Annotated in this window: 14 protein-coding genes; 8 read left to right on the plus strand and 6 right to left on the minus strand. The window is 70.9% G+C overall.

Annotated elements, in window-relative coordinates:
• Positions 1-1,313: 1,313 nt before the first annotated feature.
• Positions 1,314-2,216 (minus strand): Ku protein, encoded by a 903-nt coding sequence (locus ABZ459_RS24490; RefSeq protein WP_357974245.1) that lies wholly within the window; start codon positions 2,214-2,216, stop codon positions 1,314-1,316.
• A gap of 81 nt (positions 2,217-2,297) precedes the next feature.
• Here ABZ459_RS24490 and ligD (ABZ459_RS24495) point away from each other — a divergent pair, with 81 nt between their 5' ends.
• From ligD (ABZ459_RS24495) to ABZ459_RS24515, 5 genes are all read left to right on the plus strand, one after another.
• A complete protein-coding gene (gene ligD / locus ABZ459_RS24495; RefSeq protein ID WP_357974248.1) occupies positions 2,298-3,179 on the plus strand; it encodes a non-homologous end-joining DNA ligase in 882 nt (293 codons plus the stop codon).
• Entirely contained in the window at positions 3,176-4,051 is an 876-nt protein-coding gene (gene ligD, locus ABZ459_RS24500) for a non-homologous end-joining DNA ligase (RefSeq protein ID WP_357974251.1), read from the plus strand. Before ligD (ABZ459_RS24495) ends, ligD (ABZ459_RS24500) begins: the two co-directional genes overlap by 4 nt.
• A 43-nt stretch (positions 4,052-4,094) precedes the next feature.
• Positions 4,095-4,304 carry a hypothetical protein gene (locus ABZ459_RS24505; protein ID WP_357974254.1) on the plus strand — a complete coding sequence of 70 codons (210 nt, stop codon included), beginning with the start codon at positions 4,095-4,097 and terminating at the stop codon, positions 4,302-4,304.
• Between the two features lie 108 nt (positions 4,305-4,412).
• Complete coding sequence (locus ABZ459_RS24510) at positions 4,413-5,033, plus strand: TetR/AcrR family transcriptional regulator (RefSeq protein ID WP_352319259.1); 621 nt, start codon at positions 4,413-4,415, stop codon at positions 5,031-5,033.
• 91 nt (positions 5,034-5,124) lie between these two features.
• On the plus strand, positions 5,125-5,355 hold the full coding sequence (locus ABZ459_RS24515) for a DUF3107 domain-containing protein (protein WP_352319257.1): 231 nt from the start codon (positions 5,125-5,127) through the stop codon (positions 5,353-5,355).
• A 455-nt stretch (positions 5,356-5,810) separates the two neighbouring features.
• On the opposite strand, the gene ABZ459_RS24520 is transcribed toward ABZ459_RS24515, so the two are convergent.
• Positions 5,811-6,464, minus strand: a complete 654-nt coding sequence (locus ABZ459_RS24520; protein ID WP_357974257.1) for a ferritin-like fold-containing protein — start codon at positions 6,462-6,464, stop codon at positions 5,811-5,813.
• Positions 6,465-6,814: 350 nt separating this feature from the next.
• On the opposite strand from ABZ459_RS24520, the gene ABZ459_RS24525 reads away from it, so the two are divergent.
• From ABZ459_RS24525 to ABZ459_RS24535, 3 genes are all read left to right on the plus strand, one after another.
• Positions 6,815-8,662: a DEAD/DEAH box helicase gene (locus ABZ459_RS24525; RefSeq protein WP_357974260.1), complete on the plus strand. Its 1,848-nt coding sequence runs from the start codon at positions 6,815-6,817 to the stop codon at positions 8,660-8,662.
• Between the two features lie 335 nt (positions 8,663-8,997).
• Positions 8,998-9,888 (plus strand): alpha/beta hydrolase, encoded by an 891-nt coding sequence (locus ABZ459_RS24530; RefSeq protein ID WP_357974263.1) that lies wholly within the window; start codon positions 8,998-9,000, stop codon positions 9,886-9,888.
• A gap of 13 nt (positions 9,889-9,901) precedes the next feature.
• Positions 9,902-10,804, plus strand: coding sequence for an oxygenase MpaB family protein (locus ABZ459_RS24535; RefSeq protein WP_357974266.1), 903 nt, complete (start codon positions 9,902-9,904; stop codon positions 10,802-10,804).
• 15 nt (positions 10,805-10,819) lie between these two features.
• On the opposite strand, the gene ABZ459_RS24540 is transcribed toward ABZ459_RS24535, so the two are convergent.
• The 4 genes from ABZ459_RS24540 to ABZ459_RS24555 form a co-directional block, all read right to left on the minus strand.
• Positions 10,820-11,737: a PD-(D/E)XK nuclease family protein gene (locus ABZ459_RS24540; RefSeq protein ID WP_357974269.1), complete on the minus strand. Its 918-nt coding sequence runs from the start codon at positions 11,735-11,737 to the stop codon at positions 10,820-10,822.
• Entirely contained in the window at positions 11,738-12,457 is a 720-nt protein-coding gene (locus ABZ459_RS24545) for an MBL fold metallo-hydrolase (protein ID WP_357974272.1), read from the minus strand.
• 11 nt (positions 12,458-12,468) lie between these two features.
• Positions 12,469-13,083 carry a MarC family protein gene (locus tag ABZ459_RS24550; protein WP_357704315.1) on the minus strand — a complete coding sequence of 205 codons (615 nt, stop codon included), beginning with the start codon at positions 13,081-13,083 and terminating at the stop codon, positions 12,469-12,471.
• An 83-nt stretch (positions 13,084-13,166) separates the two neighbouring features.
• Positions 13,167-13,820 (minus strand): DUF6758 family protein, encoded by a 654-nt coding sequence (locus ABZ459_RS24555; RefSeq protein WP_357974275.1) that lies wholly within the window; start codon positions 13,818-13,820, stop codon positions 13,167-13,169.
• Between the last annotated feature and the right edge of the window lie 20 nt (positions 13,821-13,840).

Below are 13,840 nucleotides of genomic sequence, written 5' to 3' on the forward strand. Positions count from 1 at the left end.
GCCTCAAAACCCACAGCCCCTACGACCAGGCAACCGCCTGGTCGCACCGATCAAACGACCTCGCTGCTTGACAACAAACGTCCAGGGATGTCTGACCCGGCGCAGCTCGCGTACGAGATCGACGCCCTGCGCGAGGCCGTGGTCCCCCACACCCGCCTGCTCGGCAGAGGCGAGGCCGCCTACGAGCGGGCCCCTCATCACGCCCGCGCCTCCACACCGTCCGCGCTGCGCACTCCCCACACCACCCCACCCTGCGCGCACGCCCCACACCACCCCACTCCGCGCACGCGGCCCACACCACCGCGCTCCCGCGCACGGCCCTCACCACCCCACTCCGCGCACGCCTCCACACCGCGCCAGCCACCCCAGCCGCATCTCCGCACTCCCCAGGCGCCTACACACGGGCCAGCCCGTCCTCCAAGTCGCACCTTCATTCCGAGGGCGCCTCTCGTCTCCGACAGCCCGCGCCTACACACCGCCCGCCCTGCGCGCGCCTTTACTACGCGGCCTCGTCCCAGCTCCACCCGCTCTGGGCGTGCCTGTCCGGTTACGACGGCTCGTGTGCCTTCATACCGCCCCGTCCTGGCCAGGGCTTCTCGCGCCCCGTCCCACCCGAGCGACACCTTCCACATCCACCCCGGGCGGGCCTCTCGCCAGGTGGGAGGCTCGTCCCAGACGCGAATCCTGGTCGATCCGCCTCGCCACGGCCGCCCTCGCCGTCGCCGCCCTTTCGCCGCGTTCCCCTTGCCGTCGCGTGGGTCCGCATGTCGTGCTCTTCTCGCTACGGCGCGACCGCCGTGCCACCGCCGCCCTCGCCTCTCACCAGCCGCCAGCCCACCGCTGAGGCCGGCGCAGGGAGACAAGGGCGTCCACGAACCCGAGCAGCAGCTGTCGAGCGGCAGAGTCGTCCTGGTCACCGGCGGTTCGGTCGCGGCACCGGCGATCAGCCGCACCGCTGCGGCCATGCGGGCAGGCGGCGCCCCTGCGTCGCCGCAACGCCGCCGTTGGTGTCGGGGAAGGGGAAGGGGCGCCCGCGACCTGGGGCGCTGGGCATCGGTGGCCATCGACGTGAAGCCGTCGCACGGCCCTTCGCGGCGTCCAGAGGGTCGTCAACATGATGGCGGCGGGCAGGCCGGTGACGAGGGCGGCACCCGGGCCCGTCAGGAGAGCGACCGTCCTCGACGTCGACGGCGGGCCCCGCGCGCCTGCGGCCAGGACGAGGAAACGGGCATGCGCGGCAGTCCGGCAGGACGGGGAATCGGCCGTGCTCGACAGGCCGCGACCTGCGCCAGGATGGCGGGGGAACGGATCGGTTAAGCGGACTTGCGTGCCTTGCGCTTCGGCGGGGCCTTCTCCTCCTCCTTGGCCTCCTCGGCCTCCTTCGACGCCTTGGCGGACTTGCCGCCGCCCGCCGCCTTCTTCGGTTTGGCCGGTTCGCCGGTCCGCTCCCGCTTCGCGGCCTCGACGCTGGCGCGCAGGGCGGCCATGAGGTCCACCGCCGGCCCCGCCTCTTCCTCCTCCGGCGCCGCCACGACCTCCTTGCCCGCCACCTTCGCCTCGATCACCTGCTGCAACGCCTCGCGGTACGTGTCGTGGTACTCGCTCGGGTCGAAGTCCGACTCCATGGTGGTGATCAGCGACTCGGCCATCTTGAGCTCCTGCGCCCGGACCTCGATGTCCTCCTCCAGGAACTCGAAGTCGGGGGCGCGGATCTCGTCCGGCCACAACATGGTCTCCAGGACGAACACCCCGTCCCGTACGCGCAGGGTGGCCAGCGACTCCCGCTGCCGCAACGCCACCTTGACCACGGCCACCTGTCCCGAGCTCTCCAGGGCGTCACGCAACAGCACGTACGGCTTCGCGCCCTGCGCGTCGGGCTCCAGGTAATACGACTTGGCGAAGTAAATGGGGTCGATCTGCGCAGCCGGGGTGAACTGCAGGACGTCGATCCTGCGCGACGTGCTCAGCGGCAGATCCTCGAAGTCCTCGTCGGTGAGCACCACCATCTCGCCCGTGGCCAGCTCGTACCCCTTGGCGATGTCCGCGTACGGGACCTCCTCGCCGTCGACCGTACATACGCGCTTGTAGCGGATCCTGCCGCCGTCGTCCCGGTGGACCTGGTGGAAGCTGACGTCTTTCTGCTCGGTCGCCGAGTAGAGCTTCACGGGGATGGTGACCAGCCCGAAGGAGATCGCACCTTTCCAGATGCTGCGCATGGGCACTCCTCAGCAGTAGCGGGCTCACCATATGGGCACATACCCGTCATGGGGCAACCAATGCCATACCCGATTGAACCAATGCTGGCCGTACCTGGGGAACTACCCTCCGATCGCGACCGGTACGGCCTGGAGGTCAAGTGGGACGGCATCCGCGCGCTCGTGCACCTCGACGGCGTCCTGAGGGTGACGGGACGGCACGGCGTGGAGTACACCCGGCGATACCCCGAAATATCGGGATTCGGGGTCAAGAACGCCGTGCTCGACGGCGAGGTCGTGGCGCTGGACCGGCGCGGCAGGCCCAGTTTCGTCCGGCTCCAGCACCGTATGCACCTGACCGACCCGGAACCGGCCGTGCTGGAGCTCTACCCCGTCACGTACATGCCCTTCGACCTGCTCTGCCTGGACGGCAGGCCGCTGTTCGACCTGGCCTACCGCGACCGCCGCGCGCTCCTCGACGAGCTGGACGTCGGCGCCCCCCCGTACTTCCCCGGGGACTCCGACCTGCTCGCCGCCACGCGGGAGCAGGGCCTGGAGGGGGTGGTGGCCAAGCGCCTCGACTCCCCCTACCGGCCGGGCGTGCGCTCGCCATGGTGGATCAAGGTCAAGCACCTCAGCACGAGGGACGTCGTGATCGGCGGCTGGAAACCCGGCAAGGGCCGCAGAGCCGGCGGGATCGGCTCGCTCGTCATGGGCGTCTTCACCGGTGAAGGGCTGACGTACGTCGGCCACGTGGGAACCGGGTTCACCGACGCCATCCTGGACGACCTCCACCAGGCGCTCCAGCCCCTGGAGATCCCGCGCAGCCCGTTCACGAACGCGGTCCCGTGGAGGAATCGGTGGGTTAGGCCCGATCTCGTCGGGGAGGTGGGCTACACGATGTGGACCGACGAGCTGCGGCTGAGACATCCGGTGTGGCGCGGGCTGCGCGCCGACAAGCTCCCCGCGGAGGTGACGCTGTGAAGAAGGTGCCGGTCAGGGTCGACGGGCGCGAGCTGACGCTGAGCAACCTGGACAAGGTGCTCTACCCCGAGATCGGCTTCACCAAGGCCGAGGTCATCGACTACTACAGCCGCGTGGCCCCCGTCCTGCTGCCGCACCTCGCCGGCCGGCCCCTGACCGTCAAGCGGTACCCCAACGGCGTCACCGGCCAGTTCTTCTTCGAGAAGAACGCGCCCGAGCACACGCCCGACTGGGTCAGGAAGGTCAACCTGCCCGCCCCCGGCAGCACCAAGAACCGCGAGAGCATCGACTTCGCCGTCATCGAGGACCTGCCGACGCTCGCCTACTACGCCAACCTGGCCGCGCTGGAGCTGCACGTGCCTCAGTGGCGCGTGGACGAGGACGGCGCCGCGCTGCCGCCCGACACGCTCGTGTTCGACCTGGACCCGGGCGCGCCGGCGACCATCGTGGAGTGCTGCCGGGTGGCGCTCACGCTACGCGAGGTGCTGAAGGGCGAGGGGCTCGACGCCAGGCCCAAGACCAGCGGCAACAAGGGCATGCAGCTCTACGCCGACTGGGACTGCCGCGAGGAGCCCTCCGCGTACGCCAAGAGGCTGGCCCAGGTCCTGGAGAAGGAGCACCCCAAAGAGATCGTCAGCGTCATGGCCAAGAAGGCCAGGCCGGGCAAGGTGTTCATCGACTGGAGCCAGAACAACCCGGCCAAGACCACCGTGGCGCCGTACTCGCTGCGGGCCAGGGAGCGGCCGACGGTCTCGACGCCGCTGCTGTGGAAGGAGGTCGAGGACTGTGAACACCCCGAGGACCTGGTGTTCACCGCCCCTGACGTACTCGCCAGAGTGGAGAAGCACGGCGACCTTTTCGGCCGGGCGTAGTCTGGACCCGTCCACACCAAGAGGGGGACCGAAGATGTCGGAAATGGACACCCGCGGGGACGAAAGCGTCTACGACGAGGAGGAGGAAGAGGAGTTGTCGCCGGAGACGCCCGAGGCCGACGCCGCCGAGCAGCACCGTGAGCTGCGCCAGGACACCGAGGGGGCGCGCCGCGAGCTTCCGCTCGACGCCGACCCCGCCGACGCGGCCGACCAGGACCGCGTCGTGGACTACGACGACGACGACTACCGCTGAGCACGGGCCGCCCGCCAGACCGAGCGCGTATGACGATGACCGCCGAGGTGTCGGCTACCCGCACGTAGGATGTCGGCACAGTTCGCTGAGAGACCAATGGAGACCCGCGTGACCGCAACCCCGGACGCGAAGCCCCGGGGCACCCGGCTGCCCCGACTGGCCCGACGCCGGCAACTGCTGAGCGCCGCGCAGGAAGTGTTCGTGGAGAACGGCTACCACGCGGCCGCCATGGACGAGATCGCCGATCGGGCCGGGGTCAGCAAGCCGGTGCTCTACCAGCACTTCCCCGGCAAGCTGGAGCTCTACCTCGCGCTGCTCGACCTGCACGTCGACGACATGGTCAACCGCTGCCGCGAGGCCCTGGCCTCCACCCACGAGAACAAGCTGCGGGTGCAGGCCACGTTCAGCGCGTTCTTCGACTTCGTCTCCACGCAGGGGGAGGCGTTCCGGCTGGTCTTCGAGTCCGACCTGCGCAACGTCGCGCCCGTGCGCCAGCGGGTGGAGCGGTCCCTGCAGGAGTGCGCCGAGATGGTCAGCGCGGTCATCCAGGAGGACACCGGCTGCACCAGCGACGAGGCCCACCTGCTCGGCGTCGGCCTGGTCGGCATGGCCGAGGTGAGCGCCCGCTACTGGGTCACCGCGCAGGGCTCGATCCCCAAGGACGCGGCCGAGCAGCTCATGGCGCGGCTCGCCTGGCGCGGGATCAGCGGTTTTCCGCGTACGGCATAACCCGTTCGCTGGGCGCGATCATTCACCGCCTGCGGGCCTTCGAGCGGCGACGATGGAACCGAGCGCTAACCCAGTCGACTAGGGAGCCACGATGGAAGTCAAGATCGGCGTACGCTCGGTACACCGCGAACTCGTTGTCGAGACCGACCTCTCCGCCGAGCAGGTCGAAGAGGAGATCAGGAACGCGCTGTCGGTCGATCGCGGCGTCTTCGCCATCACCGACGTCAAGGGCCGGCGCGTGGTCGTGCCGGTGGCCTCGCTCGGTTTCGTCGAGATCGGTGAGGACGAGGCCAGGCCGGTCGGCTTCGGCGGCACCCTCTAACCACCCCACAGGCGGAACAACGAGGGTACGGCCACAACCAGCCGTACCCTCACCAGCCCCGCGGGCACGGACCACGCGCGTACGCCTCACAGGCCACAGGAGTCACTGCAGCACCATCTGCCTCAAGGATCGCCTTGCTCGCAGGCATCACACGACCTGCGCCGCAGCCCTCACGGGCCACATGCCCCACGGCCGCTCGGTCGTCCGAGGCGGCAGCCCCGGACATGGTGGCGGTGCTGTTCGGCGTGATCCCGTCTCGGCTCGCTCGTCGGGCACCCCGCGCTTCCCCTCCGCAACACGACGCGCGAAGTCCAGCGATTCGGCCCACATCTCGTCAAGGAACTGCCGTAGCGGCGCGAGGCCCTCATGCCTGGGACGGTACAACCGTTTCGTACCCCCGCGCCGCCCCACAACCAGACCGGTCTGCTTCAACACCTGGCAGACGCGGCCGAGAGTCAGATGCCGAGGGTGGCCATCCGCTTGTTGTGGGCCTCCGTGAGCGTTGCGAAGAGGCGTGAGATGTCGGGCGTCTCGCCACCCGCCGCCCTGGCCGACTCCACCAGCAGCAACGCCAGCTCCGGCCGGGCCGTCGCCACCTGCTGTCCCTGGCTGAGCGCCTCGCCGACGAGCCGCCGGGCCCACAGCGCCAGCCGTCCGCCCGCCGTCGGATCGGCCTCGATCCCGGCCCTGACCCGCTCGACGGCGAACTGCGAGCGCGCCTCGTCCACCAGCACCTCGTCCACCAGCTTGACGATCGACGGCTCCAGGTGGCGGGCGGCCTCCCGGTAGAAGTCGAGCGCGATGCCGTCCCCCACGTACGTCTTGACCAGGGCCTGCAGCCAGTCGGCCGGCCGGGTCTGGGCGTGCCAGGCGTCCAGGGCCGCCACGAACGGCGCCATCGCCTCCTCCGGATCTGCCCCCAGCTCGGCCAGGCGGTCGCGCAGCAGGCGGAAGTGGGCGTACTCGGCCACGGCCAGCTCGCTGAGCGCGGCGCGGTCGGCGAGCGAGGGCGCCAGGGTGGCGGCGTCCTCGGTCATCCGGGCGTACGCGCTGAGCTCGGCGTAAGCTAGAACTCCGAGCAGGTCGACGACTCCAGGAGACTCGTTCATGGAGGCAGCGTACTTCCCGAAATATGCGGGAACATAAGCGAGCTCGGCCAGCGTTGTGGTATCGAGTACACTGCTCTGTGAAAGTGCGACCGCACTGTGTTAGTTCGGGGGATTCCCCCGATAACCCCCGATTCCCCGGGTGCGCGGTCGCTGATGACGCGAGAGGGCTGGCTCTACCGCGAGGACCCACGTAACGGGGGCTGTTTTCCGCCCGTTGGTCCCGGCAGGCCCGCCTTCATTTGAGACTGAGGCAGGCCACGCTGACGACTTTCCGAGACCTCGGAGTCACACCAGAAATCGCCGATGCCCTCGAGACCGAGGGTATCGTCACACCGTTCCCCATCCAGGAGATGGCGCTCCCGCTCGCCCTGAGCGGCCAGGACCTCATCGGCCAGGCGCGCACGGGCACGGGCAAGACCTACGCGTTCGGCATCGCGATGCTCCAGAGCATCGGCAAGCCGCGCAAGAACCGCAAGAAGCCCCGCGGGCTGGTCGTCGTGCCGACCCGCGAGCTGGCCGTCCAGGTCAGTGAAGACCTGGTCACCGCGGCCGGCAAGCTCGGCTCCCGAGTCCTGACCGTCTACGGCGGCCGGGCGTACGAGCCGCAGATCGAGGCGCTCAAGGCCGGGGTCGACGTCATCGTCGGCACCCCGGGCCGCCTGCTCGACCTGGTCAAGCAGAAGCACCTCGACCTCAGCCAGGTCACGTCCCTCGTGCTCGACGAGGCCGACCGGATGATGGACCTGGGCTTCCTGCCCGACATCGAGCGGATCTTCAAGCTGATCCCCGCGGAGCGGCAGACGATGTTGTTCTCGGCCACGATGCCGGGCGAGATCGTCACGCTGTCCCGCAAATACCTCAACCGTCCCACCCACGTACGCGCGGAGATGGAGAGCGGCGAGGGCGAGACCACCCCGCAGGTGCGTCAGATCGTCTGGCGCGCCCACCGGATGGACAAGATCGAGATCGTCGCCCGGCTGCTCCAGGCCGAGGGCCGCGGGCTCACCATGGTCTTCTGCGAGACCAAGCGAGCCTGCGACATGGTCGCCGAGCAGCTCGACACGCGTGGTTTCGCGGTCGCGGCCGTCCACGGCGACCTCGGTCAGGGCCAGCGCGAGCAGGCGCTGCGGGCCTTCCGGGCGGGCAAGATCGACGTGCTGGTGGCCACCGACGTGGCGGCCCGCGGCATCGACATCGACGACGTCACCCACGTGGTCAACTACGACTGCCCCTCCGACGACAAGACCTATGTGCACCGCATCGGCCGTACCGGCCGGGCCGGGCGCACGGGCATCTCGGTCACGTTCGTGGAGTGGGAGGAGCTGACCCGCTGGAAGATGATCAACCAGATGCTCGGGCTCGACTTCGCCGAGCCTGAGGAGACCTACTCCACCTCGCCGCACGTCTACACCGAGCTGAACATCCCCGCCGGCACCAAGGGCGTGCTGCCGCACGCGAGCCGTTCGCGTGCCGGGCTGTCCGCGGAGCGCATCGAGGACCTCGGTGAGACCGGCCGGGCCCGCACCCGCGGCGGCAACCGCCGGCGCGAGGAACGTGAAGAGCGCGAGGAACGCCCGGCCCGCGCCCAGCGCCAGCGTCGCCGCACCCGCGGCGGCAGGGAACTGGCCGAAACCGCACCCGCCGAGACGCCGGAGGTCGAGATCGTGGCCGCCAAGACGGAGGAGACTCCCGCCATCTTCACGCCCGACGAGGTCCAGACGGCGGCCGCCGAGCCGAAGCGCACGCGCGTCCGCAGCAGGGGGGCCGCGTCGTCGGCCATCGAGCAGGCGCTGGCCGAGACACCGGAGACCCCGGTGAAGCGGACCCGCTCCCGCAAGGCCGACCAGCCCCAGGCCGCGGACACACGTCCGCGCGAGGAGACCGCCGAGGCGCCCGCGCGGAACCGTCCGGCCGAGGCCGCTCCCGCGGAGCCGGTCCGGAGCCGTGCGGCCGAGGTCGCGCCCGAGCCGGTGGTGAAGTCCGTGCCGGAGCCGAGCTTCCTGGCCACGCCTCCGCCGCCGGTCCGCCAGGAGCCGGAGCGGATCATCCCGCCGAGCCCGTTCGCGGTGATCTTCCAGTCGCCCGACCTGGCCACGGACGACGATGACATCGCGCCGTCCGCGGCGACCGAGCGCAAGCAGCAGCGCCGCCAGTCCCGTGGCGGTGGCGGCGGCGGCAACCGCCGTCGCGCGGGCTAGCGACAACGGAACAAGGCGCGCACCCCGTTCACGGGGTGCGCGCCTTTTTCGTCCGTACGACTCCAGCGCCTTTCGTCCGTACGGTTCCAGCGCCGGGAGGGAGCCGTACGCGCCCCTCAGGGCCTCGCGGACGCGCCGGCCGACACATGCGCCCACCCGGCACCACGGGAGCCGAGAGGCCGCCTCAGGGCGCGCCACGAGCCACTGGGGACGAGGACGTCGCCCACCCACCTCGGAAGCGCGAAAGCCGCAAAGCTCACAACTCCCCACAACTCGCCCCAGCGTCGAAGCTTTGCCGGTGTCGAGGCGCTGACCTCTGGGTATTGTTGCCCCACGTGAGTACGCCGCGATTCCTCGACCTGCCACCCGGTGTGACGCCGCAGAAGCTCGAAACGCCCCATGGCGCGTTCGCGGCTCTGGAGGCGCTTCCGGGCAGCGGCGTGGTCGAGCGCTGGCCCGCCCTCCTGGTCCCCGGCCTGACCGGCAGCAAGGAGGACTTCATCGCGGTCCTGATGACCCTGGCCCAGTCCGGCCGCCGGGTGGTGGCCGTCGACCTGCGCGGCCAGTACGAGACGCCGGGCCCCGACGACCCCGCCGCCTACACCTGCGCCGCCCTCGGGGCCGACGTCGATCTGCTGGCCCAGGCCATCGGCGGCGGCGACCCCGTGCACCTGGTGGGCCATTCCTTCGGCGGACTGGTCGGGCGTGAGGCGGTGATCGACGGGCGCACCCGGTTCGCCTCGTTCACGCTGATGAGCTCGGGCCCGGCGGCCATCGAGGGCCGGCGGGCGCGCAACGGCCGGGAGATCATGGAGGAGATCCCGGCGCTGGGGCTCGAACACCTCTGGCACCACCGGATGGAGCCCGAGGCGCTGGCCGCCGACGTCTCCGACGAGATCATGGCGTTCCTGCGCAAGCGGCTGCTGACCAACTCCCCCACCGGCCTGGCCCGCATGGCCGAGCAGGTCCTGCACGCCCACGACCGCACCGACGAGCTGCGCCAGATCGAGATCCCCACCCTGGTCCTCTACGGCGAGCACGACGACGGCTGGTCACCGGAGACCCAGTCGGAGACGGCCGCCCGGCTCGGCGCCGACTGCGTGGTCGTGCCCGGCGCGGTCCACTCCCCCGCCGTCGAGGCGCCGGAGACGACGGCCGCCGCGCTGGTCAGGTTCTGGAACGCGGCCGAGAAGCACTATTTGGACACAAGGTCCAATGCCATGTAATCATTCACTTACTATGACGGACGAACTCGTCGTCCAGGCGCCGCGGAGCGCGACCTGGCAGGTGCACCTCGACCGTTCGATGTGGGTGGGCGGCGTACGCGGCCTGATGTTGCAGGCGCTGCACCCGCTGGCCATGCTCGGCGTCTGGCAGAACTCCACCTTCCAGGACGACCCCTTCGGCCGCCTGCGCCGCACCGCCGACTTCGTGGGCCGGGTGACGTTCGGCAGCCCGGCGGAGGCCGACGAGATCGGCAGGCGGGTGCGCGGCATCCACAAGGCGCTGCGCATCACCGATCCGCGGACCGGGCGCACGCACCGGGTGGACGATCCGGAGCTGCTGCTGTGGGTCCACTGCGCGGAGGTGTCGTCGTACCTGGAGGTGGCCAGGCGCGGCGGGCTCGGGCTGAACGAGCGGCAGGCCGACCGCTACCTGCGTGAGCAGCGCAGGAGCGCCTCCTACGTCGGGCTGCACCCCGAAGACGTGCCGGGCTCGTGCGCCGAGATGGACGCCTACTTCAAGCAGGCCCGGCCCGCTCTGCGGGTGACCGAGGAGGCGGCGGCGACCGTGCGGTTCCTGCTGTGGCCCCGGCTGCCGCGCGAGCTGCGCATGTTGTCGCCGGGCAAACCGGCCTACTTCCCCTTCGGCGCGCTCTGCTACTACACGCTGCCGGAGTGGGCCCGCCGCATGTACGGCGTGCTGCCCGAGGTGCCCCCGGCGACGGTCACCGCGGCGCTGAGGGCGTTCCGGCTGGGCATGAACGCGCTGCCCGAGCCGGTGCACGACCGGGCGTTCATGCCGTCGACGCGGGCGATGCTGGCGGGCGCGCGGGCCCGGCTCGGCGCGGCCGGCTACGACGTGGGCAAGGGGCTCAAGGGCCTGACCGACCCCCGTCGCTGGCCGGCGCGGGCCGCCTGACCGCTTCGCCGGGGATCAGTCGGCCAGGCCGTCCCAGGGGTTGCGGTCGGAGCCGGCGGCCTGGCCCTCCGGACAGTGGCGGCGGAAGTCGCACCACGAGCAGAGCGGGCCGGGACTGGCGGCGAACACCGTGTCGAGCTCGGCGGGAACCTGGGCCGGACCCACGACGGGACGCTCGCCCGCCCCCCGGCCCGGCGCGGCGCGCTTGGTCGAGGTGGGGGCGCCCATCACGGCGCGGTAGCGGTCGTCGGCGGTGGCGGCCTCGACGGCGATCTCCTCGGCCCGGCGCAGGTGCCGGCCCAGCGACTCGTCGGTGTGGCGCCACTCGACGATCTCGCCGGTGGGCAGGTGGTGCAGCTCGACCGCCCGGCACGGCGTGCGCATCATCGTGGAGGCCGCGATGGCGTACGTGGCCAGGGCGAGGGACGAGCGGGCGTCGTCCTGGGTCAGCGGGCGGCGGCCGGTCTTGTAGTCGACCACGACCAGCTCGTCGCCGCGCCGGTCGAGCCGGTCGATGCGCCCGGACAGCGCGACCACCTTGGTACGCGTGGCGACCGTGCGCTCGACGCCGACCAGATCGTCAGCGGGATCTAACGTCGTGACATATCCGGACACGAGGTCGCGGGCCCGCCCCAGCCACTCGGCCGACTGCTCGGCGTCCCTGAACCCCTCGGTGATCCACCCGTTCGTGAGCAGGACGGCGGCCGTCAGCGGCGTGCGCCGCTCGTACGGCTCACGCCACCACGCCGCCAGCGCGTTGTGCACGCTGGCGCCGACGCTGTTGTGCGCCCAGGCGGGCCCCTTGGAGGGCTGTGGCCGGTCCAGGTAGGTGAACCGGTAGCGGCGGCGGCAGTCGAGCCAGGTGTTCAACCGCGACGGCGTGCACGCGTAGAGCCGCCGCGGCATCCCGTCCAGCGGAAGCTGGTCGTACACCTACTCGTCGCCGGGGCCGAGCTTGATGCCGGAGATCCTGGTGCCGTCGGTCAGCGGGCCCTCGTCGTCGCGGGCGGCGGCCGGGTCGCGGGTCAGCGAGCCCGACACCCAGTCGTCGAAGTGCGGCTCGAGGTCGCCGACGGTGACCTCGTCACCGTGGTTGGCCAGCACCCGCGTGTCGGCGGGGAGCGTGAACAGCCGGCCGCCGATCGAGGTGAGCTGGTCGGCCAGCGCCGGGTACTCGCCGCCGAGCTTGCCCGGCCCGTCGGCCTGCAGGGCCTTGCCGGTGAAGACGGCGCCCAGCGCCTCGCAGTAGAGCGAGATCCCGCCGGGCGAGACGCCGGGCGTCTCCATGACGTCGAGCTGGACGTCGGCGACGCCGAAGACGCCGTCGTCCTCCATGTCGATGTCGGGCCAGGTCTCCCGCCAGGTCTCCCGCCACAGCGGCTTGTCCTTGGGGTGCAGGGCGACGACCGCCTCGTCTCTGCTGGCCACCTCGATGGCCGCGCCGACGTGGTCGGGCAGGCCCGCGGTGCAGATGACGGCCAGCACCTCACGCTCGCCCACCTGCTCGAGGATCTTCCCGGCGTCACGCGCCGCGTCGATGACGATGACTTCGTCGTCGTCACCGATGATCCAGGTGTTGTTCTCGACCTTGTGCTCGGTGCCGTCGATGTCGACGACGCCCTCGGTCACCACTCGCTCGATACGCGCTGTCACGCTTCCGAACTTTAGCCCGTCTGCATGAGAGCGCGAATCGCGTTGATGATGAGTTGCACGGCGAGTGCCGAGAGCAGCAGGCCGGCGATCCTGGTGACCAGCTCCACGCCGTTCTCCTTGATGACGCGGATGATGCTGACCGAGAAGCGCATGAACAGCCACAGCAGGATGTGCACGGCCGCGATGGCCAGCATCAGCGCGGCCAGCCCGTCGGCGCGTCCCTCGGCCTGCTGGGCGAAGACGATGGTCGCCACGATCGCGCCGGGCCCGGCCAGCAGCGGCGTGCCGAGCGGGACCAGGGCGACGTTGACGTTCGAGCGTACGGTGTCGGTGCGCGGCTCGGCCGCGCCGCGCAGCAGTTCCAGGGCCACCAGCAGGAGCAGCAGGCCGCCCGCGATCTGCATGGCGGGCACCTCGACGTGCAGGTACGACAGGATGGCCCGCCCGAACACCGCGAACACCACCACCAGGCAGAACGCCGTCACCGCGGCCTGCCAGGCGATGCGCCTGCGCTCGGCGGGGGTGCGGCCGAAGGTGTAGGCGAGGAAGAGCGGGATGACGCCCGGCGGGTCCATGATCACGAACATCGTCACGAACGCCTCGACGAAGAACCTGACCCCGGACACCGCTCCCCCAACCGGCCGCCCGGGGGAGGCGATCCTGTGCTCAGCCCCGCGCCCGATCCTCCAGGCGCCGGATTTCCAGGCCCTCAGTCTTCCAGCAGCGGCGAGAACCCGCCGAACGGCACCTCGAACTCGCGGTCGCGGGCGTCCTGGAGGGACAGCTCGGCCAGCGCGATCATGCAGCCGGCCTCAGCGGGCCAGGCGATGGTCCACAACCAGTTGCCGAGCGCCTCACCGGCGTAGACGGCCCGGTCGTCGATGCCGGCCAGGCACCACATCGCCGTGGGGTGCCCCAGCACCTCGATCTTCGCGTTGGGCGGCCCCGAGTCGAACCCCTCGCCGGGGTCGGGCCCGTCGAGCCCCGCGAACGTCGCGCCGAGCCCGACGCCGGGTTCCTCGGCGATGACCAGCAGGTCGGCCGGCCCCTCGATCGGCGAGGGCCCGCTGAGCGCGACCACGCTGGCCCGCGAGCCGGTACGGTCGTCGCCGACCTCGCCGAACCCGGTCACCGTCCAGCCGGGCGGCAATGGCCAGGGCAGCCACACGGGCACCACCGAGCGTTTCCGCATGGCCTCCAGCGATTCGCCCGTAGGCGGTCTCGGAGGCTGGTACGGCAGGACGTCGCCGTGCGTGTCGCAATGGAACGCACTGGACAGGGCGCTCGACCCGTGAAGCGGGCCGAAGCACCTTGGGCAGGTAGGAGCCGCTCTCACAGCTACCCACGGTGCTTCCTCCGGCACGGTCGCGTCAAGACCGGGAC

This window comes from Nonomuraea sp. NPDC005692, from assembly GCF_040631115.1.
GTDB lineage: Bacteria > Actinomycetota > Actinomycetes > Streptosporangiales > Streptosporangiaceae > Nonomuraea.

Bases quoted from the DNA above. Each gene is read 5' to 3' on its own strand.
- ligD (WP_357974248.1), top strand. From the start codon at position 2,298: ATGCTGGCCGTACCTGGGGAACTACCCTCCGATCGCGACCGGTACGGC.
- ABZ459_RS24525 (WP_357974260.1), top strand. From the start codon at position 6,815: ATGGCGCTCCCGCTCGCCCTGAGCGGCCAGGACCTCATCGGCCAGGCG.
- ABZ459_RS24520 (WP_357974257.1), bottom strand. From the start codon at position 6,464: ATGAACGAGTCTCCTGGAGTCGTCGACCTGCTCGGAGTTCTAGCTTAC.
- ABZ459_RS24515 (WP_352319257.1), top strand. From the start codon at position 5,125: ATGGAAGTCAAGATCGGCGTACGCTCGGTACACCGCGAACTCGTTGTC.
- ABZ459_RS24505 (WP_357974254.1), top strand. From the start codon at position 4,095: ATGGACACCCGCGGGGACGAAAGCGTCTACGACGAGGAGGAGGAAGAG.
- ABZ459_RS24490 (WP_357974245.1), bottom strand. From the start codon at position 2,216: ATGCGCAGCATCTGGAAAGGTGCGATCTCCTTCGGGCTGGTCACCATC.
- ABZ459_RS24535 (WP_357974266.1), top strand. From the start codon at position 9,902: ATGACGGACGAACTCGTCGTCCAGGCGCCGCGGAGCGCGACCTGGCAG.